The organism is Mycobacterium sp. NGS59 (assembly GCF_059812345.1).
Window position 1 is genome coordinate 373,087 of sequence record NZ_JCALCN010000001.1, and the last position, 22,445, is coordinate 395,531.

Below are 22,445 nucleotides of genomic sequence, written 5' to 3' on the forward strand. Positions count from 1 at the left end.
ACGGGCATTTTCGTCACGACTACGACACCGCGGTGTGTGCCCGCATCACGTGATCACCGACGTGTCGGGTTTCGACGTCCCCGAGTCGACGGCGCGGTGGCCGTTGCCGTTCGAATCACGTTCCAGCAGTTCATATCCCAACCCGAACAACGGTAGGGAGTCGGTGAGAAGGTGATCGACCGGTACTTTCCCGCTGCCTCTGCTCCTGGTCTTGCGCTTGGATCTCGACGCGCATTTCGCCAGGTCATAGGCGGGCATGGTACTCAGACCGAACAGTGGCAGCGCGTGGCCGGGCAGTACGTCGATGGTGCTGACGGCGGGCTTCGCCGGTGCTTTGCGGACCGCCCTGGGTTTGGGTACCGGCGCGGCCGCCACCCCGGGAGCCTTTCCGGTGATGAAATGCCGCGCCCGGTTGAGCCAGAGTTGTGCTTGGTCAGATCGCTTGTGCTGCTTGCCTTTCGAAGCATTCTTGCGGCCCATCTGGGACGGCCACCAGTTGGCCTGGCCGATCATCGCGGCCAGCGCGGGCACCGTGATGGTGCGTACCAGGAACGTGTCGATGAGAATCCCGATGCCGATGGTGAAACCGGCCTGGGCCATGGTGCTGACGCTGGCGCCTAACAGGCCGAACATCGACGCGGCGAAAATCAGGCCCGCCGAGGTGATGACGCCACCGGTGGAGCCCACCGTGCGGATGACGCCGACCCGCACCCCGTGCGGTGACTCGTCGCGAATCCGCGATATCAGCAGCATGTTGTAGTCGGCCCCGACGGCGACCAACAGGATGAACGACAATCCGGGCAGGCTCCAGTGAATTCCCTGGCCGAGTATCCAGTTGAACACGATGACGGCAAGCCCTAGCGCCGAGCAGAACGAGACCAACACGGACGCAATGAGGTACAGCGGCGCGACGATCGCGCGCAGCAACATCACCAGGATCAAGAAGACGATGATCGTGGTCGCGAAGACGATGAAAACGATGTCTTGGTTGTAGAACTCACGAGTGTCGCGAAGCCCCGTGGGAACCCCGAGCAAAGCCACTTTGGCGTCGGCCAGTTCGGTATTCGGTTGCGCCGAACGGGCGGCCTCCAGGATCTTGTTGACCTGATCCATGCCCTCCTTGCTGGACCCGCCGAGGGCGCTTTGCACGAAGTACCGCGCCGCGTGACCGTCGGGCGAAAGGAAGAACTGCGCGCCCTTCTTGTACTCCTCGCGGGTCATGATCTGCGGAGGAATGTTGAAGCCGGCCATGTTGGGGCGTTCCGCATCGCGCTTCATCCCGAGCAGGAAGTCCGAAGCTTCGTTGAGGCCACCGCCCATCTTTCTGACCTGATCCACCAGGGCCTGGACGCCGTCAGCCACGGCGGCACTGCCGTCGGCGAGGGCACCGGCACCCATTTGCAGCTGCGACAAGGTGCTGGGGAGACCGTCAACCTGCTTGAGGAACGCCACGATCTGCTTCAGTTGGTCGTCGAGCTCACCGACCGTCTTGGCCAGGTTCTGATAACCCTCGGTCTGCTGCAAGGTGACGGCCATCCTGCCCATCGCCCGCAAGAGTCCGCTGTTGTTGGCTTCGACCATCGCCGACAACTGCGAACGTGAGCGCACGCAAGCGGGGTCGGCGTTGCAGCTCGGGCTTGCATTGAGCGAGGCCACCATGGGGGTGGCCCACACGGCGATGTTCTCGCCCTCCGTCACAGTTCCGCTGAGATTGTTGCCGAGCGCCCTCATCCGGGAGACGTACTGCGACGCGTTGTCGAGCTCCTGGATGGTCTTGTTCCCGCCCATCAGCTGCAGCATGTTCTGCAGCATGCTGACCAGACCGGCGGAGCTGGCCACCGCCCCGTTGACCTGCGATCGCACCCCGGCCAGGGCCTCGGCCAACTGCCTGGAACCGCCCACCAGGTGGTCCAGGTCGCTGCCGTGCTCGGAGATCGCGGTGGACGCCTCGTTGAGCTTGCCGCCGACCTCACCGGCCTGCCACGACACCTTGGTTTCTTTTAGCGGTTCACCGTTGGGCCGCGTCAGGCCCCGCACCATCACGACGTCGGGCAGGTCGGTGATGCGCCGCGACATCATCTCCAGGTCACCGAGGGCGGCCGGCGTGCGGAGGTCCCGGGGGGAGCTGACGAACAGGACCATCGGCGTCATCGAGTTCATCGGGAAATGCCGGTTCAGCGCATTGAGCCCCCGCACGCTCTCCATGTCCTGGGGCATGGTCTTGAGGTCGTCGTAATTGAATCGGATCAGCGCCGCACTGCCGGCGAGCATCGCGAGCACCACCAGGCTGCCGACCAGATGGACCTTCGGACGCCGGACAATGCGCGTCCCCGAAATCCGCCAGAAGCGAGTGGTCAGGTCACGCCGCGGCTTGATCCAGCCACGGCGCCCGGTGAGCACCAGGATCGCCGGCAGAAAGGTCGTCGCGGTCAACAGCGACACGATGATGGAGACGGTGATCGCCGGACCGACCGCCGAGAACACTTCCAGCTTGGTGAACACCATCGCCAGGAAGGTCACCGCCACGGTCGCTGCCGAGGCGGCGATGACCTTCCCGATCGACATCAACGCCTTCTTGACCGCCCGATCGGACGTTTCACCGTGCCGCACGTAGTCGTGATATCGACTGATCAGGAAGACGGCGTAGTCGGTGCCGGCGCCGATCATCACCGCGCTCATGAACACGATGCACTGCATGTTCACGGCCAGGCCGAGTTCGGCCAGCACCGACAACACGCCCTGTGCGCCTCCCACCGACAGCCCGATGGTGGCCAGCGGCACCAGCATGGTGACCAGGTTGCGATACACCAGGATCAGGATGACCAGGACGCTGATGATCGTGCCCATCTCGATCACCTGCACGTCTTCTTCGCCGAGCTTTTGCAGGTCGGCCGCGGTCGCAACCGGACCGCTGAGGTTGGCCTCCAGCGTGGTTCCCGCGACCGTCTTCTTGACGATCGCTCTGATGTTGATCAGCGCCGCCTGGGTCTCCGGCGACGCCGCCTCACCCGGCAGGTTGACCGGCAGGTTCCACGCTTTCTTGTCTTTGCTCTCCAGCATCTGCCGCAGTTCCGGCGTGCCCATGAAGTCCTGCACCGCGATCTTGTCCTGCGTGTCCTGGCGCAGGTTGTCCAGCAGCTTGCGGTAGGTCGCCTCGTCTTCGGGACCGAGCCCGCGCTCGTCGGTCAGGATGATCAACAACATGGAGCCGGCGGCCTTGGGGTCAGCGGCCTGGCCCCCGCTGAAAGCCTTGTCCATCTCCTTCTGCGCGATCACCGTCGCCGAGTCGTCGGGTAGCGGTTTCTGTTCGTGCTTGGCCGCCTGCACCTGAAGCGGGGGAAAGGTCAGAGCCAGGATTGCGACGACCGCGATCCAGCCGCCGATGACCAGCCAGGGCCACTTGACCACGAAGTCGCCGACGCGGTCGAAGATGCCACCAACTTTTGCTTCGTCATGCGATCGCGCCTGCCCAGCCACCCAATAAAGGTACAAGGACTGCGCTGACGAAGTGGGGGAATGGAAATTTCCTTATTAACCGACGAGCGCCGACTGCGGGACCCCGCGCATTATCCATAGCCTGGAATAAGCGCAGGTCAAGGCGGTTTACTGATTCCGATGAAGTTCGTCGCGGCGCGGAATCGGGGCGCGCGATCGGTAGCTCGCCGAAGGCAAAGTTGGACGGGCGTGCTGATCTGGTCGTCATCGAGGTTGGCCTTTTCGGCACGCCGCGCGGGCCGGTCATGCGACACTCTTCCCCGTGGCTTTGAGATACCGCCTGCAATCCAATCCCTTGGTCGGCAAGATCACCACCAAGTACCTGCTGCCGCTGGGTACCCGCCAGGTCGGCGACGACGTGGTGTTCTTCAACTTCGGTTACGAAGAGGACCCGCCGATGGCCTTGCCGTTGGACCCGTCCGACGAGCCGAACCGGTATTGCATCCAGCTCTATCACCAGACGGCAAGCCAGGTGGATCTCACCGGTAAGAATGTGCTGGAGGTCAGTTGCGGCGCTGGCGGAGGCGCTTCGTACATCACGCGCAACCTGGGCCCGGCGTCCTACACGGGTCTTGACCTGAACCCGGCCAGCATCGAGAAGTGCCGCGAGCGCCACCAACTCCCGGGACTGGATTTCGTGCAGGGCGACGCACAGAATCTGCCGTTCCCCGACGAGTCCTTCGACGCGGTGGTCAATGTCGAGGCGTCACACCAGTACCCGGACTTCCCGGGCTTCCTCGCCGAGGTGGCCCGCGTGCTGCGACCGGGCGGACACTTCCTGTACACCGACTCCCGGCGCAATCCCGTTGTGGCCGAATGGGAAGCCGCACTTGCCGACATCCCGCTGCGCAAGACAGCCCAGCGTGACATCCAGGAAGAGGCCAAGCGCGGGCTGGACGCCAATACCCGGCGCACGCAGGAGATCATCGGTCGGCGTGCTCCGGCATTCCTGACCGGGCTGACCCGCTACGCCGTCAACGTCTTGGACCGAGACCTCAAGCGCGGCGGCGGATTCACCTACCGGATCTATCTGTTCGTCAAGGACTGAAGCTTCACCGCTCATGAAATTTGTCGTGGCCAGTTACGGCACGCGCGGCGATATCGAGCCGTGTGCCGCCGTCGGGCAGGAGTTGCAGCGCCGCGGGCACGACGTGTGTCTTGCCGTGCCGCCCAACCTGATTGGCTTCGTCGAATCCGTCGGCCTCGAAGCTGTGGCCTACGGGACCCGTGACTCGCAACTGCAACTGGACGAACAGTTCCTGCACAACGGTTGGAAGATCCGGAATCCGGTCAAGCTGGCGCGGGAGGCCATGGCGCCGGTGACCGAGGGCTGGCTGGAGCTCGGCACCATGCTGACACCGGTGGCCGCCGGCGCCGATCTGATCCTGACCGGACAGATCTACCAGGAAGTGGTGGCCAATGTGGCCGAGCACTACGACGTCCCGCTGGCCGCGCTGCACTTCTACCCGATGCGGGCCAACGGCCAGCTCGCCTTCCCCGCCCGCCTACCTGGCCCGGTGGTCCGCTCGACGATCCACACCACCGACTGGCTGTACTGGCGGATGACGAAAGGGGTCGAGGACGCCCAGCGTCGCGAACTCGGCCTGCCGAAGGCGTCGAGTCCGGCGCCCACCCGCATGGCCGACCACTCCGCCCTGGAAATCCAAGCCTACGACCAGGTTTGCTTCCCAGGCCTGGCCGCGGAGTGGGGCGGTCGTCGGCCGTTCGTGGGTGCGTTGACGATGGGTTTGCCGACGGCTGCCGACGACGAGGTGATGTCGTGGATCGCTGCCGGCACGCCGCCGGTCTATTTCGGTTTCGGCAGCATGCCGGTGGGCCCGCTCGCCGACCGGGTCGACATGATCGCCGCGGCGTGCTCGCAGTTGGGCGAGCGGGCGTTGATCTGCTCGGGTCCGAGCGACTCGACGCAGATTCCGCACTTCGACCACGTCAAGGTGGTCCGCGCGGTCAGCCACGCGGCGGTCTTTCCCGCCTGCCGCGCCGTCGTCCATCACGGCGGCGCCGGCACGACGGCCGCGGGGCTTCGTGCCGGGGTCCCCAGCCTGATCCTGTGGATCACCTCCGATCAGCCGTTCTGGGCGGCCCAGGTGAAGCAGCTGAAAGTCGGTCGGGGACGGCGGTTTTCCAGCAGTACCGCCGTTACCCTGGCGGCTGACCTCGAGGCGATCCTGGCGCCAGATTACGTCGGGAGAGCCCGCACGATTGCCGCGCAGATGACCAAACCGGCCGAAAGCATTGCCGCCACGGCGGATCTGCTGGAAGAAGCCGCCCGCAGTGGGCGCCGAGGATAGGATTCGCTTGTGTCCCTGCTGATTACGGTGCCGGTGTTCGGTCAGCACGAATACACGCATGCGCTGGTGGCCGACCTCGAGCGGGAGGGCGCGGATTATCTGATCGTCGACAACCGTGGGGACTACCCGAAGATCAGCAATGAGCGGGTGACTGCCCCGGGGGAGAACCTGGGTTGGGCCGGCGGCAGTGAGCTCGGGTTCCGGACTGCGTTCACCGAGGGCTATTCGCACGCGATGACGCTCAACAACGACACCCGCATCTCGAAAGGCTTCGTGTCCGCTCTGCTCGACACGCGGCTGCCGGACAACGCGGGCATCGTCGGGCCGATGTTCGACGCGGGATTTCCGTACGCGGTGGCAGAGGAAAAGCCGGACGCCGCGGACTACATTCCCCGAGCGCGCTACCGGGTGGTGCCTGCCGTGGAGGGGACGGCACTGGTGATGTCCCGCGAATGCTGGGATGCCGTCGGGGGTATGGACCTGTCCACGTTCGGGCGCTACGGGTGGGGTCTGGACCTCGATCTGGCGCTGCGCGCGCGTAAGTCCGGATTCGGCTTGTACACAACGGAAATGGCCTACATCAACCACTTCGGCCGCAAGACCGCCAACGCGCATTTCGGTGGCCGCCAATACCATTGGGGATCCAGCGGGGCGATGATCCGCGGGTTGAGCCGGACGCACGGCCCGCTGGCTGCAATGGGCATCCTGCGCGAGATGGGGGCAGCTCATCGACGCAAGTGGTACAGGTCGTTCCCGCTGGATTAGGTTCGCGCCGCCTTTTCCAACAGGTTCGCCGCCTGCGCCACGGCATCCGCGGGGTTGGCCATCCGCTTTGAGATCTCCTGGGCGCGTGCCGCGTAATCCGGTGCCAGGATCGTCCGGATCTCTTTCACCAGAGATTTCCGGTTGATCCGCGAAAGTCGCCGCGTAGTGCCCACTTTCAACCGTTGCACGGCGGCGCCCCAGATGGGTTGGTCGGCGACGTCCCACAGGACCAACGTGGGCATCCCGGCGCGCAGGCCCGCGGCGGTGGTACCCGCCCCGCCGTGGTGCACCACCGCGCGGCAGCGCGGCAGGAACACCGAATAGTCGATCAGCCCAACGAGTTTCACGTGATCAGGAACCGCGGCATCCAGGCCGGGGGAGTAGATCAACGCCCGTTCGCCCAGCTCGGCACACACGTCGGCGATCATCGCGACGGTCTCGGTGGGCGATTGCACCGGCGTGCTGCCGAACCCGAAGTAGATCGGCGGGGCACCGTCGGCGACCCATGCCTGTAGCTCCTCGTCGGGTTCGGTGTGCAGATTCATCGACAGCGCACCGACGAACGGCCGCCGCCCGTTCCACTCCTCGGTGATCCCGGGGAACAAGACCGGGTCGTAGGCCTGGATCTCCGGTGCGTCGCCGGCCACGATGCGATCCAGCGCGGCGGTCGAAGCCGCTGGCAACCCGAGCTCCCGCCGCTGGGCGCGGTCGGCGTCCTTGGTGACGTAGGAGTACAGCCGCCAGGAGGTTCGGCCGACGGTACGCGCCAGCTGCGGTGGCATCGGCACCGACGGCAGCCCGACCTGGCCGTTGACGTGCATCGGGAAGTGATGCAGTGCCGCGATCGGAACCTTGTGGTACTCCGCGACATTCGCGACGACCCCGTGATAGGTCTGGCCCGTCATCAGCAGGTCGGCGCCGTCGGCCAGATGCGTCAGCGTCCTGCCCATCTCGGCCCAGCCCTCGACGAACAGTTCCTTGCCCGCCCGGGCGAGGTTGAACGGGTTCTGCGCTTTGGTCAGGTTGTGCACGAACGCCGCGACCTGGTTGATCTGTATGCCCGAGTCCGGCCCGTAGGCGACACCGGTCAGCCCTCCGGACTCGACGAACCCGATCAGGTTGGGCGGGACCGCCATGGTGACCTGGTGGCCGCGACGAAGTAACTCCATACCGACTGCGGCACAAGGTTCGACGTCGCCGCGCGTGCCGTGCACCGCCAAGACGAATTTCATCGTGTCAGGCGGACGTCAGCTCGTCGTACAACAGGTCGGCCAGGCTCCGGACCGTCGTGTTGATGTTGGTCGCCGTGATACGGATGCCGGTTTCGGACTCGATGCGGGTGCGCAGTTCCTGACTGCTGAGCGAGTCCAGACCGTACTCGGTCAGCATCCGGTCGACGTCGATGGTTCGGCGCAGAATCAGTCCGATCTGCTCGGAGACCATGCGCCGCAGGCGCGCCGGCCACTCCTCCTGGGGCAGCTTGTCCAGTTCGAGCAGGAACTTGCTGTTGCCGGCGTGCTTGGAGGTGGCTTTGAAGGCCTCGGCGAACGGGCTGTGCTGGGCGAAGACGTCCAGCCAGGGCGATCCGATGATGGGGGCGTAGCCACTGTAAGCGCGATTGTGCCGCAACAGCGCCTCGAACGCGTACGCGCCTTCCTCGGGCCCGATGGCATCCCCGGCCGCTTCCGCGAAGGACGTCGCGCGACCGATCTCACCCCAGGGACCCCAGGCGATCGAAGTGGCCGGTAGTCCCTGGGCCCGCCGCCAGTGCGTGAACGCGTCCAGCCAGCTGTTGGCGGCCGCGTACGCCCCCTGACCGGGTGAGCCGACCAGGGCCGCCGCCGAGGAAAACGAGCAGAACCAGTCCAGCGGCCGATCCGCTTCCAGATCCTGTATCGCCTCATGCAGATTCCACGCCCCGTGCACCTTCGGTGCCCAGTCGCGGCGAATCAGTTCCTCGGTGATGTTGGGCAGCGTGGCGTCTTCCACCACGGCCGCCGCATGCAGCACCCCGCGCAACGGCAGGCCGGTGGCGGTGGCGGTGGCGACCAGCCTTTCGGCGGTACCCGGCTCGGCGATGTCGCCGCATTCCACCACCACGTCGGAGCCGATCGCGCGGACCAATTCGATTGTCTCCAAGGCCTTTTGGGTGGGCGCCGACCGGGAGGTGAGCACGATGCGGCCGGCGCCGGCTGCTGCCATCTTCTCGGCCAGGAACAACCCGAGGCCACCGAGACCGCCGGTGATGATGTAGGAGCCGTCGCTTCGGAACGCCGGGGCCTGCTCGGGCGGCATCACCACGCTGCTGCGCCCGACATGCGGGACGTCGAGCACCAACTTGCCGGTGTGCTCCGCGGCGCCCATCACCCGGATCGCGGTGGCCGCGTCGGCCATCGGGTAATGGGTGATCTCCGGTGACGGCAGGGTGCCGTCGGCGAGTTGGCGGTACACCGCGCTCAACAAGTCGTGTACTTGCGCGGGGTGGCTCTCGGCCATCAGCGCCAGATCGACGCCGTAGAACGCCAGGTTCTGCCGGAACGGGAACAACTCCATCCGGGTGTTGGAGTAGATGTCGCGTTTGCCGATCTCGATGAACCGCCCGCCCAGCGCCAGCAGTTTGATGCCGGCCTGTTGGGCGGCGCCGGTCAGGGAATTGAGCACGATGTCCACGCCGTAGCCATCGGTGTCGCGCCGGATCGACTCGGCGAACTCGGTGCTCCGGGAATCATAGACGTGCTCTATTCCCATGCCGCGCAACATCTCTCGACGCTCGGGGCTGCCGGCGGTGGCGAAGATCTGCGCCCCGGCCGCGCGTGCGATGGCGATTGCCGCCTGACCCACCCCGCCAGTCGCCGAGTGGATCAACACCTTGTCCCCGGACCGGATCCGCGCCAGGTCCTGCAGCGCGTACCAGGCGGTGGCGTAGGCGGTGGTGGCCGCGGCCGCCTGGGCATCGGTCATGCCGTCCGGCACGGCGGCGGCCAGCCGCGCATCGCAGGTGACGAACGTTGCCCAGCAACCGTTGTTGGACAGGCCGGCCACCCGGTCGCCCACTTGGTGGGCGGTCACGTCCGGGCCGATAGCGGTCACCACGCCGCTGAAGTCCAGACCCAGTTCGGGCAACCGCCCGTCGAAGGTCTGGTAGCGGCCGAAGGTGGCCAGCACGTCGGCGAAGTTGACGCTGGACGCGCTGACCGCGACCTCGATCTCGCCGGGGCCGGGAGGCACCCGGTCGAATGCGGCCAGCTCCAACGTCTCCAGGTCGCCCGGGGTGCGGATCTGCAGGCGCATCCCCGCTTGCTCGTGGTCGATGACCGTCCGGTGGCGTTCCTCGGGTTGCAGGGGGGTGGGCAGCAACCGGGCCGTGTACCACTGGTCGTCGCGCCACGCCGTCTCGTCCTCGTCGGTGGCCAGCAACAACTGACGCGCCACCTGCTCGGCGCCGGTCGCCTCGTCGACGTCGACGTAAGTGACCTTCAACTGCGGGTTCTCCGAGCTGATCACCCGCAGCAGACCCCGCAGGCCACCCTGCTCGAGATTCGCCCGGTCCTCGGCCACCACCGTTTGCGCGTTGCGCGTCAACACATACAGCCGCGGCGGCGAACCCAACAGCTCCGGAAGCTCGCGGGCAATGCGCACCACATGCTCGACGTACCGCATGCCCCGGTCGGCGGACTGCTGATCGGAATCGTGCTGCGGGGCGGTCAGCAGCACCACGCCATGGAATGCGCCTTCCTCCAACTTGCTGCGCAGCTGTTGGGCGTGCACGCCATGGTCGCCGGCGAACGGCCACGACAACGTGGTGGCCTGCGCGTCGTGCACCTTCAACGAGTCGGTGAGCGCTGTCGCCGTCAGGTCGGCGGCCTCACACATGCTGACCAACAGCCAGGAACCGGGATCGGTCAGCGGCTTGTCGGGCAGCTCGCGTGGTTGCCACTCGACGGACAGCAACCGCTCACCCAGGACGCGGCTTCGTTCGCTGTCCGGGGAGGCGCCGGTGCCCAGCTGCAGTCCGCGCACCGCCATCAGCACGGTGCCGCTCTCGTCGACGATGTCCAGGTCGGCCTCGATGGTGTTGGCGGCGCCATTGGCACCACACGCCGTCACCGTCGCATAGCAGTACCGGGCGTGCCGGGCCGAACCGTAGGCCCGCAGCCGGCGGATGCTCAACGGCAACAGCAGTCCGCCGTTCACCGCGCTGCCCACACTGGGATGGGCGGCCACCGCCTGGAAACAGGCATCCAGCAGCGCCGGATGCACCAGCCCGTAAGTGCCCTGTTGGGGGCGCAGCGGACCCGGTAACGAAACCTCGGCGAGCACTGTGTTGCCGGCGTTCTCGGCGATGTGGGCACCGCCGAGCCCGGCGAACGCCGCTCCCAGCCGGTGACCCCGCTTGCCCATCCAACTACGGATCTCGTCGCTGTCGACCGCGCGCGGGTGGTTGGCCAGCAACGCCGTCAGGTCGTGCACCTGCGGCTCGTCGGCGGGGTCGGCCGCGTGCAGGACGGCGGTGGCCTGGCGCTCGTAGCGTCCTTCCTGGCTGCTTTCGACCGTGAAGGAGGCGACGTCGGGTGCCTCGAAGGTCGCGGTGATGCCGACGGGGGTGACGTCGTCGAGGCGCAGCGAGCGCTCGAAGCGCAGGTCGTGGACTTCGGACTCGTCGCCCAGCACGGTGCGGGCCGCGACCAGCGCCATCTCGCAGTAGGCGGCGCCCGGCAGGGCTGCCGCGTTGCGGATTTCGTGATCGGCCAGCCAAGGCAGCGCCGCGGTGCCGACCTCGCCCTGCCAGACGTGCCGCTCGGGCTCTTCGGGTAGCCGGACATGCACGCCCATCAGCGGATGCGCGGGAACGAGGGCGCTGCGACGTGCGACCGAATCCAAGCCGCTGGTGGCCAGGAACAGCGAACGCTGGCTCCAGGCGGGCAACGGCGCATCCAGCAGCCGGCCGTCGGGATAGAGCACCGAGAAGTCCACCGCGGCGCCGGCCGAGTACAGGTCACCCAGCAGTCCCCGCAGGCCGTGCGGCAGCGGTTGCTCGCGCCGCATGCCCGCCAGCGCTGCGGCCGACTTGTCCAGGCCGCGGGCGGTCTGGTCGACCGCATTGGTGAGCAGCGGGTGCGGGGAAAGCTCGGTGTATACCCGGAAGCCGTCTTCCAGCGCCGCCTGCACCGCGGCCGCGAAACGCACGGTGTGGCGCAGGTTGTCGGCCCAGTAGCCGGCGTCGCAGTACGGCTCCTCGCGCGGATCGAAGGAGGTCGCCGAGTAGTACGGGACCTCGGGCTGCAGCGGCTCGATATCGGCCAGCACTTCGTAGAGTTCGTCCAGGATCGGATCGACCTGCGGTGAGTGTGAGGCCACGTCGACGGCCACTTCGCGGGCCATCACGTCGCGCTCCTCCCACGCGGCGACCAGTTCGCGCACCGACTGCGTCGCCCCGCCGATCACGGTGGACTGCGGAGAGGCGACGACGGCAACCACCACGTCACTGATGCCGCGGGCCACCAGTTGGGTGATCACTTCCTCGGCGGGCAGTTCCACCGAGGCCATGGCGCCGGCACCGGAGATGCGGGTCATCAGTTTGGAACGCCGGCAGATGACCTTGACGCCGTCCTGCAGCGACAGTGCGCCGGAGACGACGGCGGCGGCGGATTCGCCCAGCGAGTGTCCGATGACCGCGCCCGGGATGGCGCCGTGGGCTTTCATCGTCGCCGCCAGGGCGACCTGCATGGCGAACAAAGTCGGTTGGACGCGGTCGATGCCGGTCACCTTTTCCGGTGCGGTCATCGCCTCGGTCACCGAGAAGCCGGACTCCGCGGCGATCAGCGGTTCGATCTCGGCGACCTTCGCCGCGAACACCGGCTCGGTGATCAGCAGGTCGCGCCCCATCTCGGCCCACTGCGAACCCTGCCCGGAGAACACCCAGACCGGACCCTTGTCGTCCTGCCCGGTCGCCGGCGGGTAGGGTGCGTCGCCGGTGGCAACCGCACGTAGCGCCTCGGACAACTGCGCGCGATCCTCGGCGATGACCGCGGTGCGCACCGAACGCGGAGTACGCCGCCGGGCCAGGGTGTAGGCCAGATCGGAGATGTCGAGTTCGTCTTGGTCGTCGATCCAGTCGGCGAGCCTGGCCGCGGTCTGGCGGAGTCCGTCCTCCGAGGTCGCCGACAACGGAAAGACCAGCGCGCCCTGCAGGGGGGTGTCTGCCTCGGACTCAACGACTTTGGTCGCCTTTTGCGCGGGAGCCTGCTCGATCACCGCATGCACGTTGGTGCCGGAGAAGCCGTACGAGGACACCGCGGCCCGTCGTGGCGTCTTCGAGTCGTCGATCGGCCACAACGTGTTCTCTTGTGGCACAAACAGATTGGTTTCGATATCGGCGAACTTGTCCGGCATCTTGGTGAAGTGCAGGTTCTGCGGGATCACGCCGTGCTGCACCGACAGCACCGCTTTCATCAGCCCCAGCGCTCCGGCGGCCGACTGGGTGTGCCCGAAGTTGGTCTTGACCGAGGCAAGCGCGCACGGACCGTCGGCGCCGTAGACCTCGGCCAGGCTGGCGTACTCGATCGGGTCACCGATCGGGGTGCCGGTGCCGTGGGCTTCGACCATGCCGACCGTGCTGGGGTCCACACCGCCCGCCGCCAGCGCCGCCCGGTACGCCGCGACCTGCGCGGGCTGCGACGGCGTCACGATGTTGACGGTGCGACCGTCCTGGTTGGCGGCGGTACCGCGCACCACGGCCAGAATCCGGTCGCCGTCGCGCTGGGCGTCGTCCAGACGCTTGAGCAACAGCATCACCGCGCCCTCACCGGACACGAAGCCGTCGGCCTTCACGTCGAACGCGTGGCAGTGCCCGGTGGCCGACAGCATCCCGATGGCCGAACCCGAAGCGGCCTTGCGCGGTTCCAGCGTCACCGAAGCGCCGCCGGCCAGGGCGATGTCGCTCTCGCCGTCGTGCAGGCTCTGGCAGGCCAGGTGGACGGCGGACAACCCCGACGAGCATGCGGTGTCGACCGTCATCGCCGGGCCGGTCAGTCCCATCGCGTAGGAGACCCGGCCGGACCCCATTGCGAAACTGTTACCCATGTATCCGTAGGGGCCGCTCAAGGTGTCGGCGTCGGCGTGCATGAACAGGTAGTCGTCGTGCATCAGGCCGACGAACACCCCGGTCTGCACGCTGGTCAGTGCGCTCCTGGTCAGGCCGCCGTGTTCCATTGCCTCCCAGGCGGTTTGCAGCAGCAAGCGGTGCTGCGGGTCCATCTCGGTGGCTTCTCGCTCGGTGATCCCGAAGAACTCCGGGTCGAAGTCGGCGACGTCGTCCAGAAACGAGCCCCACTTGCAGACCGTGCGGCCGGGGACACCGGGTTCGGGGTCGTAGAACTCCTCGACGTCCCAGCGGTGCGACGGGACCTCGGTGACGAAGTCGTCGCCCCGGAGCAACGCCTCCCACAGCAGCTCAGGGGAGTCGATGCCGCCCGGCAGCCGGCACGCCATACCGATGACGGCAACCGGGGTGACACCCGTCCTGTCCATGGTCGTCTACCCGTCCTTCCATATCCCTGCCCAATCGAGTGACCCGCAGCGGCGTTCGGCGGCGGATTTGTTCAGGGCATGGGGTGGGTCGCCCGCGGCGCTGCGACCGTCGGGCCCCGCGCCGGGCCACCCCCAGTTCGTTCAGCAGCGTATCGGGTTTGTCCTGGGCAGGAGGAAAATTCGTGCGAACGTACCAAAAAATTCGAAGGCCGTCCCAGCCTGTCACCCGGGGGCCCGGCGCGCCGGATCGCGCCTTCCGCGGGACCGCCGACCGGGTGTGCGCGAATTTTGCGAAACGCCCACGCCAGCGCTGCCGACGACATATGCTTGCGCTCTCAGGTCCCGGCTCAGGCCGGTGGCCGGCGCTGGACGGGGAATTGTCGCCAGTTTGCTCGCTGGCGCGGCAATTCGTCCTTGCGCAATTCCGAATTCATACTCGACGTACGATCCGAAACCTTTTTGCCCACCATTTTCCGGTTTCACGCTCCCGCATTCTTTCTAGGACGGGAGCGTGAACCCGGGTAAACGGATCGTTATTGAGCGACCTGAACTGCGGCGTTCGCGAACTGGCCCTCGGCGGCACGCTCGAACACCGACTTCAGCACCTCGAGATAACGGGTGACGGATTCGCGGGCGACCGGGTTGTTCGGGAAGTTCACCATCACGGAGACCTCGTCGAACAGACGGATTACCGAGAAATACAGGTAAGCCGGGTTTCTGCCGTCGTTGTAGGCCGTGGCATTCGCACCTTTCAGCGCGGTAGCGACAACCGCGGAAAGCGGCGGCAGACCAGCGTCCATGTAATTCGTCATGAAGAACTGCGACGAATTCCGCTTCAACCACGGCGCCAATTCCAGGACGCGCTCGTAGGGCACATTCGCCATGCTCATGTTGTCGTCGAACGACGCCTGGGTAGAGCGGGCGGTTTCCTCGAAGGAATTCGGGTCGATGGCGACGGTATAAGGCACCGCGCCGGTGAACCAGCCCATGGAAAGGTATTCCTCGGGCGAATTGCGCTTGTCGACCGGAGTCATTCCGTAATAGGTTTCCTGGCCGGTCAGTTCGTAGTGCGCCAGCGCGACACAGCCGAACAGCCCACCGCTGAACCGGGCCTGGGCGGCCATGCACCGAGCTTCGAACTTCGCGGTTTGCTCGGGGGTCAGCAGCTTCTCAATCAGGATGTCGCCACCGCAGGTCAACGTCTGCTCACCCAGCGGCAATGGGAACTCCGGCAGTCCGCCGTTGTTGTTCTCGGCGAAGTCGATCCATTTGCGGACATCGGGGGAGTCCAAGGTCATCTCGGCCGACATCTTCGCCTCGCGGATGCAGAAGTTGTCGTGGCTGCCGGGCTCGGGCATGACCAGTGGGGGTTTGCCCTCGAGCAGCGCGCGGTAATTCGTCAGAATCTCGACGTACAGCGAGGAAACGACGGCCGGGTCGCAGTGCAGGTGGTCCACAATGGCGAACAACGAGCAGTGATTTTCGTGCTGAATCAGACCGAAACGGAAGCAGTCCCATTCCAGCGGAGGCGGAGTGGAGACGACGAGATTGCGCCATTCGGGCTGCGTCAACTCGCCGTGCTGAACCGGGGCGAGTTGAATGTCGCGCGGGTTTTGAATTTTGTGCCGGACGATATCGTTCGGGCCGTTGTACTCGAACCAGCTCCGATAAGTTTCGTGCCGGCGCACGTGGGCATTGATGACGTGCGTCATAGTGCGGATATCGCACTTGCCGGGGATCTCCCACGAGCCCATCACCAGCCGGGAATAGTCGAGCCCGCGCTCGCCGAATTCCACGTAACCGCGCATGTGGCCGGCCTGCATGAAACTCGGCGGCGCGTCGACGACCGGCGCTTGCTTGGCCTTTGCGATCGACGCAGGTGTCGGCTTCCAGGTCACGACGGTACCCGGACCAGGTTCCCAGTCGTAGACAATTCCCACGCCGAGCGTGACGTCAGCGGATCCCCCACCTATGATCACACGTTCCTCCTCGTATCAGCCAGCTGTCGAACAGCGGCGCTTGATCTGTTTTACCTCATGCGGGTGTTGCTATGTCGCCTTTTGACATCAATTCGTCGTAAAGCAGATCGGCCAGCCCGCGGATGGTGGTGATGTCGGTGGTGGTGACCCGGATCTTGACCTCGGACTCGATGTGAGTGCGCAGTTCCAGGTTCCCCAGCGAGTCCATCCCGAACTCGGAGATCGGTCGGTCCACGTCGACCGCGCGACGCAAGATGAGGCTCACTTGCTCGGAGATCATGCGGCGCAACCGGGCGGGCCATTCTTCCTGGTCCAACTCCGCGAGCTCGGCAAGGAACCGGCTGGTGCCCGAGCGGCCCTTGCCGGCGGACTTGAACGCTTCGGCGAACGGGCTGCGCTGCGCGAACGCCGTGAGCCACGCCGATCCGACGACCGGAGCGTAGCCGGTGTACGGGCGGTTGTGCCGCAGCAGTGCCTCGAAGGCGTAGGCGCCTTCGTCGGGGTCGATCGCGTCCCCGGAGGTTTCGGCGAACGTGCTGCCGCGCCCGATCTCACCCCATGCGCCCCAAGCGATCGAGCTGGCCGGCAGCCCCTGGGCGCGCCGCCACAGGGTGAAGGCATCCAGCCAGCTGTTGGCCGCGGCGTAGGCGCCTTGACCGGGTGAACCGGCCAGCGCGGCGGCTGAGGAGAACGAGCAGAACCAGTCCAGTGCGTGGTCGGTGGTCGCCCGGTGCAGGTGCCAGGCGCCGTACACCTTGGGTGTCCAGTCCCGCTCGACGAGTTCGTCGGTGATGTTGGGCAGCGTGGCGTCTTCGACCACCGCGGCCCCGTGCAGCACCCCGCGCAACGGCAGCCCGGTGGCGGTGGCGGCGGCCACCAACCGGTCGGCGGTACCCGCCTCGGCGATGTCACCGCACTCCACCACCACGTCGCAGCCGATGGCGCGGATCAGCTCGATGGTCTCCTGCGCCTGCTTGCTGGGCTGCGACCGGGAACTGAGCACGATGCGGCCCGCACCGGCGTTCGCCATCTTCTCGGCCAGGAACAGACCGAGGCCACCGAGACCACCGGTGATGATGTAGGAGCTGTCGGCGCGGAAGACGTGGGCCTGCTCCGGCGGCATGACCACGCTGCTGCGACCGGTGTGCGGCACGTCGAGGATCAACTTGCCGGTGTGCTCGGCCGCACCCATCACCCGGACCGCGGTGGCGGCCTCGGCCAGCGGGTAGTTGGTGGCCTCGGGCGACGGTAGTTTTCCGTCGGCGGTCAGCCGGTACACCGTGTTCAGCAGGCCACGGACCTGCGCGGGATGCGTCCGCGACATCAATGCCAGGTCGACGCCGAAGAACGCGAGGTTCTGCCGGAACGGGAACAGCCCGACCTTGGTGTCGCCGTAGATGTCGCGCTTGCCGATCTCGACGAACCGCCCGCCCATGGCCAGCAGTCTGATTCCGGCCAGCTGGGCGGCGCCGGTGACCGAGTTGAGCACGATGTCCACGCCGTAGCCGTCGGTGTCGCGGCGGATCTGCTCGGCGAACTCGACGCTGCGGGAGTCGTACACATGCTCGATTCCCATGTCGCGCAACAGTTGTCGACGCTTCTCGCTGCCGGCGGTGGCGTAGATCTCGGCCCCGGCGGCGCGGGCGATCGCGATGGCCGCCTGGCCCACCCCACCGGTACCGGAGTGGATCAGCACCTTGTCACCGGCCCTGATCCGGGCCAGTTCCTCCAGGCCGTACCACGCGGTGGCCGAGGCGGTGGTGACCGCGGCAGCCTGCGCGTCGGTCAGTCCCTCCGGCAGCGTGACGGCAAGACGAGCGTCACACGTGACGAAAGTGGACCAGCATCCGTCCGGCGACAGGCCGCCGACGTGGTCGCCGACTTTGTGATCGGTGACGTCCGAGCCGACAGCGGTCACCACGCCCGCGAAATCCAGGCCGAGCGGGGGTTGCTTGCCGTCGAAGGTGGGGCAGCGGCCGTAGGCCGCCAGCACGTCGGCGAAGTTGATGCTCGATGCGGTGACCGAGACCTCGATCTCGGTCGGGCCCGGCGGGACCCGGTCGAACGCGGTGAACTCCATCGTCTGCAGGTCACCGGGCGTGCGGACCTGCAGCCGCATGCCCTGTTCCCGGTGGTCGACGACGGTGGTGTGACGTTCCTCCGGTCGCAGTGGACTCGGGTACAGGCGTGCGGTGTACCACTGGTCGTCGCGCCAGGCGGTCTCGTCCTCGTCGGTGCCCAGCAGCAGCTGACGCGCCACGTTGTCGGCACCGGTCTGGTCGTCGAGGTCGATGTAGCTGACCTTGAGATGCGGGTGCTCGGCGGCGATCACCCGCAGCAGTCCCCGCAGCCCACCCTGTTCGAGGTTGGGCACGTCGTGGTTCAGCACGGTCTGAGCGTTGCGGGTCAGGACGTAGAGCCGGGGTGACTGCCCGACTATCTCCGGCAGTTCCCGGGCGATGCGAACCGCGAGTTTGACGTACTCGGCACCGCGGACGATCGAGGAGTCATCGGTGCCGCTCTGCCGTTCGGTGAGCACCACCAATCCCGAGAAGGCAGCGGATTCGAATTGTTCGCGCAGGCGTTGCGCCTCGGTTTCGTGGTCACCGTGCAGCGGCCACGACATCGTCGTGCTCTGCGCGTCGTGCATCTTGAGCGCATCGGTCAGCTGGGTAGTCAGCATGTCGGCACCCTCGGAGGTGCTGACCAGCAACCAGCTGCCCGGTTCGGTAACGGTCTTGTCGGGCAACTCACGTTCTTGCCATTCGATGGTGAGCAGCCGCTCGCTCAGCACGCGGTCGCTTTCACTGCTCGCCGAGGTGCCGGTGCCCATCTCCAGGCCGCGCACCGCGAGCAGCACGGCGCCGTGCTCGTCGAGGATGTCGATGTCGGCCTGCACGCCGGTTCCGGACGGGGTCACCGTGGTGTGGCAGTACCTCGCGTTGCGGGCCGGGCCGCAGGCCCGAATCCGGCTGACACCCAACGGCAGCAGCAGACCCCCGAGGTTGCGGACGGCCGGGTGCGCCGCCACCGACTGGAAGCAGGCGTCCAGCAGCGCCGGATGTATCCCATAGCCGCCCTGCTGGGAGCGGATCGCGACCGGCAATCCCACCTCGGCGAGCACGGAGTCTTCCGCGTCCGAGGTGGAGGCGCTGGCCAAGCCGCAAAACGCCGGACCGAACTGAATGCCGCGCAGGTCGGCGTCCTGGCGCAGGTCGTCGCCGTCGGTCGAAGTCTGGTGGGTGGCCAGCAGGGCCTGGATGTCGTAGGACGGAGGCACGTCGGCGTCGGCCTCCCCGACCGCGTGCAGCACGGCCGATGCCCGCCGGGTGCGTTGCCCCTCGTGGGTCGTCTCCACCACGAACGGGACCACGCCGGGCGAGTCGACGGTCGCGGTGGTGCCGACGAGTGTTTCCTCGTCGAGCAGCAGCAGCTGCTCGAAGCGGACGTCGCGGACTTCCGACGCGTCGCCCAGCACGGTGCGGGCGGCGGTCAGGGCCATTTCGCAGTAGGCGGCGCCGGGAAGCGCTGGGGCGCCGTGGATCTGGTGGTCGTCCAGCCAGGGCAGCGCCTCGGTGCCGATGTCGCTCTGCCAGACGTGGCGTTCGGGTTCCTCGGGCAGCCGCACGTGCGAGCCCAGCAGCGGGTGGACGGCGACGGCGTGGGTGTGGGCCAGGCGGTCGGTGCTTTCCAGCAGCATCAGGCGGCGGTGGTTCCAGGCCGGCAGCGTCGCGTCCACCAGACGCCCGCCGGGGTAGAGGACCGCGAAGTCGACCGCGGCGCCCGCGGCGTACAGGTCGCCGACCAGCCCGCGCAGCCCGTGCGGCAGCGGTTGCTCGCGGCGCATCGCCGCCAGCGCGGCGGCCGACATGTCCAGGCCGCGGGCGGTCTGATCGACGGCGTGGGTGAGCAGCGGGTGCGGGGACAGTTCGGTGAAGACCCGGAAACCGTCTTCCAGCGCGGCCTGCACCGCCGCGGCGAACCGGACGGTGTGGCGCAGGTTGTCGGCCCAGTAGTAGGCGTCGCAGTACGGCTCTTCGCGCGGGTCGAAGGACGTCGCGGAGTAGTAGGGCACCTCGGGTTGCAGGGCTTCGATGTCGGCCAGCGCCTCGGTCAGGTCGTCGAGGATCGGATCGACCTGCGGGGAGTGCGAGGCGACGTCGACAGCCACCTCGCGGGCCATCACGTCGCGCTCTTCCCACGCGGCGACCAGCTCGCGCACGGTCTCGGTGGCGCCGCCGACCACGGTGGACTGCGGGGAGGCGACCACCGCGACGACGGCATCGTTGACGCCGCGGGCCATCAGTTCGGACAGCACCTGTTGGGCGGGCAGTTCCACCGACGCCATGGCCCCGGCACCGGAGATGCGGGTCATCAGCTTGGAGCGCCGGCAGATCACCTTCACGCCGTCTTCCAGCGCCAACGCACCGGCGACGACGGCGGCAGCGGACTCGCCGAGCGAGTGCCCGATCACCGCACCCGGGCTCACGCCGTAGTCCTTCATGGTGGCGGCCAGGGCGACCTGCATGGCGAACAGGGTCGGCTGTACCCGGTCGATGCCGCTCACCTTCTCCGGTGCGGTCATCGCCTCAGTCACCGAGAAGCCGGACTCCGCGGCGATCAGCGGCTCGATCTCGGCGATCTTGGCCGCGAACACCGGCTCTGCTGCCAGCAGGTCGCGGCCCATCTCGGCCCACTGCGAACCCTGGCCGGAGAACACCCAGACCGGACCCTTGTCGTCCTGCCCGACCGCGGGCGGGTATGGGGTTTCCGAGTCGGCGATCTCGCGCAACGCGTCCCGCAGCTCGGTGGCGGTTGCGGCTACCGCGGCGGTGCGCACCGGTCGGTGCCCGCGCCGGCGGGCCAGGGTGTAGGCCAGGTCCGAGATGTTCAGGTCCTGCTGCGCGTCGACCCAGTCGGCGAGCTGCCCGGCGGTCTTGCGCAGGGCTTCTTCGGAGCTGGCCGAGATCGGGAACACCAGGGCGCCGTGCGTCTCGGTTGCGGTGGTCGCGGCATCGGGCGCCGGGGTTTCGGGCGCTTGTTCCAGTACCGCGTGCACGTTGGTGCCGGACATGCCGTACGACGACACCGCGGCCCGCCGTGGGGCGCCCTCGTCGCGCAACGGCCACGGCGTGTTCTCTTGCACCACAAAAAGATTGGTTGCGATCTCGGCGATCTTGTCCGGCATGGTGTTGAAGTGCAGGTTCTGCGGGACCACCCCGTGCTGCACGGACAGGACCGCTTTCATCAGCCCCAACGCACCCGCGGTGGACTGGGTGTGGCCGAAGTTGGTCTTCACCGACCCGAGCGCACAGGGGCGCTCGGTGCCGTAGACCGCAGCGAGGCTGGCGAACTCGACCGGGTCGCCGACCGGTGTGCCGGTGCCGTGCGCCTCGACCATGCCGACGGTGTTGGGATCGATGTCGGCGGCTGCGAGTGCGGCGCGGTAGGCCGCCTCCTGGGCGTCCACCGACGGGGTCACGATGTTGACGGTGTGACCGTCCTGGTTTGCGGAGGTACCCCGCATCACGGCCAGAATCCGGTCACCGTCCCGCTGGGCGTCTTCGAGACGCTTGAGCAACAGGACGACCGCGCCCTCGCCGGAGACGAAGCCGTCGGCCTCGACGTCGAAGGCGTGGCAGCGTCCGGTCCGGGAGAGCATGCCGTTGGCCGAACCCGAGGCGAACCGGCGCGGTTCCAGCATCGCGTACACCCCGCCGGCGAACGCCAGGTCGCTCTCGCCGTCGTTGAGGCTGCGGAACGCGAGGTGCGCGGCGAACAAACCCGAGGAGCACGCGGTGTCGACGGTGACCGACGGGCCGCGCAGGCCCAGCGCATAGGAGACCCGTCCGGAAGCCATGCACGAGTTGGTTCCGGTGTTGCCGTAGGGCCCTTCCAGAGTGCCGGTCTCGGCCTGCACGAACTGGTAGTCGCCGTGGTTCAGGCCGATGAATACCCCGGTGGCGGTGTCGAGCATTTGCTGCGGGGTCAGGCCGGCGTGCTCCATGGCCTCCCAGGAGGTTTCCAGCAGCAACCGGTGCTGCGGGTCCATGGCCGTCGCTTCTTTTTCGGTGATGTTGAAGAACTCGGCGTCGAAGTCGCCGATGTTGTCCAGGAACGCGCCCCATTTGCAGTGCGAACGCCCCGGCACACCGGGTTCGGGGTCGTAGTACTCGTCGACGTCCCAGCGCTCGAGAGGTACCTCGGTGACGAAGTCCTCGCCTTGGAGGAGGGCCTGCCACAGCAGGTCGGGTGAGTTGATGCCGCCCGGCAACCGGCACGCCAGACCAATGACGGCAACCGGTGTGGCGTGTGATTTCTCCACGGTCGTACGTCACTCCTTAACCCGCGCTGCAAGACCTCT

Annotated in this window: 7 protein-coding genes and 1 pseudogene; 3 read left to right on the top strand and 5 right to left on the bottom strand. The window is 67.1% G+C overall.

Features of this window, described 5'->3' with window-relative positions; genetic code table 11:
- Positions 1-45 precede the first annotated feature (45 nt).
- Positions 46-3,492, bottom strand: a complete 3,447-nt coding sequence (locus tag AC5Y46_RS01660) for an MMPL/RND family transporter (protein ID WP_499989856.1) — start codon at positions 3,490-3,492, stop codon at positions 46-48.
- Positions 3,493-3,684: 192 nt separating this feature from the next.
- Between AC5Y46_RS01660 and AC5Y46_RS01665 the strand changes: the two are divergent.
- The 3 genes and pseudogenes from AC5Y46_RS01665 (at position 3,685) to AC5Y46_RS01675 (ending at position 6,572) form a co-directional block, all read left to right on the top strand.
- Positions 3,685-4,543 (top strand): annotated as a pseudogene (locus tag AC5Y46_RS01665) (phthiotriol/phenolphthiotriol dimycocerosates methyltransferase).
- Positions 4,544-4,556: 13 nt separating this feature from the next.
- The gene (locus tag AC5Y46_RS01670; RefSeq protein ID WP_499989857.1) at positions 4,557-5,807 is read left to right on the top strand and encodes a glycosyltransferase; all 1,251 of its coding nucleotides are present in this window, start codon (positions 4,557-4,559) and stop codon (positions 5,805-5,807) included.
- A gap of 9 nt (positions 5,808-5,816) precedes the next feature.
- The gene (locus AC5Y46_RS01675; protein WP_499989858.1) at positions 5,817-6,572 is read left to right on the top strand and encodes a glycosyltransferase family protein; all 756 of its coding nucleotides are present in this window, start codon (positions 5,817-5,819) and stop codon (positions 6,570-6,572) included.
- Here AC5Y46_RS01675 and AC5Y46_RS01680 read toward each other — a convergent pair.
- The 4 genes from AC5Y46_RS01680 to pks2 (AC5Y46_RS01695) form a co-directional block, all read right to left on the bottom strand.
- Positions 6,569-7,804 carry a glycosyltransferase gene (locus AC5Y46_RS01680; protein WP_499989859.1) on the bottom strand — a complete coding sequence of 412 codons (1,236 nt, stop codon included), beginning with the start codon at positions 7,802-7,804 and terminating at the stop codon, positions 6,569-6,571. The genes AC5Y46_RS01675 and AC5Y46_RS01680 overlap by 4 nt on opposite strands.
- A gap of 4 nt (positions 7,805-7,808) precedes the next feature.
- Complete coding sequence (gene pks2, locus AC5Y46_RS01685; RefSeq protein ID WP_499989860.1) at positions 7,809-14,102, bottom strand: sulfolipid-1 biosynthesis phthioceranic/hydroxyphthioceranic acid synthase; 6,294 nt, start codon at positions 14,100-14,102, stop codon at positions 7,809-7,811.
- 533 nt (positions 14,103-14,635) lie between these two features.
- On the bottom strand, positions 14,636-16,081 hold the full coding sequence (locus AC5Y46_RS01690; RefSeq protein WP_499944121.1) for a condensation domain-containing protein: 1,446 nt from the start codon (positions 16,079-16,081) through the stop codon (positions 14,636-14,638).
- A gap of 55 nt (positions 16,082-16,136) precedes the next feature.
- Entirely contained in the window at positions 16,137-22,406 is a 6,270-nt protein-coding gene (gene pks2, locus AC5Y46_RS01695) for a sulfolipid-1 biosynthesis phthioceranic/hydroxyphthioceranic acid synthase (protein ID WP_499944122.1), read from the bottom strand.
- Positions 22,407-22,445: the final 39 nt, after the last annotated feature.

Bases quoted from the DNA above. Each gene is read 5' to 3' on its own strand.
- AC5Y46_RS01670 (WP_499989857.1), top strand. From the start codon at position 4,557: ATGAAATTTGTCGTGGCCAGTTACGGCACGCGCGGCGATATCGAGCCG.
- AC5Y46_RS01680 (WP_499989859.1), bottom strand. From the start codon at position 7,804: ATGAAATTCGTCTTGGCGGTGCACGGCACGCGCGGCGACGTCGAACCT.
- pks2 (WP_499989860.1), bottom strand. From the start codon at position 14,102: ATGGACAGGACGGGTGTCACCCCGGTTGCCGTCATCGGTATGGCGTGC.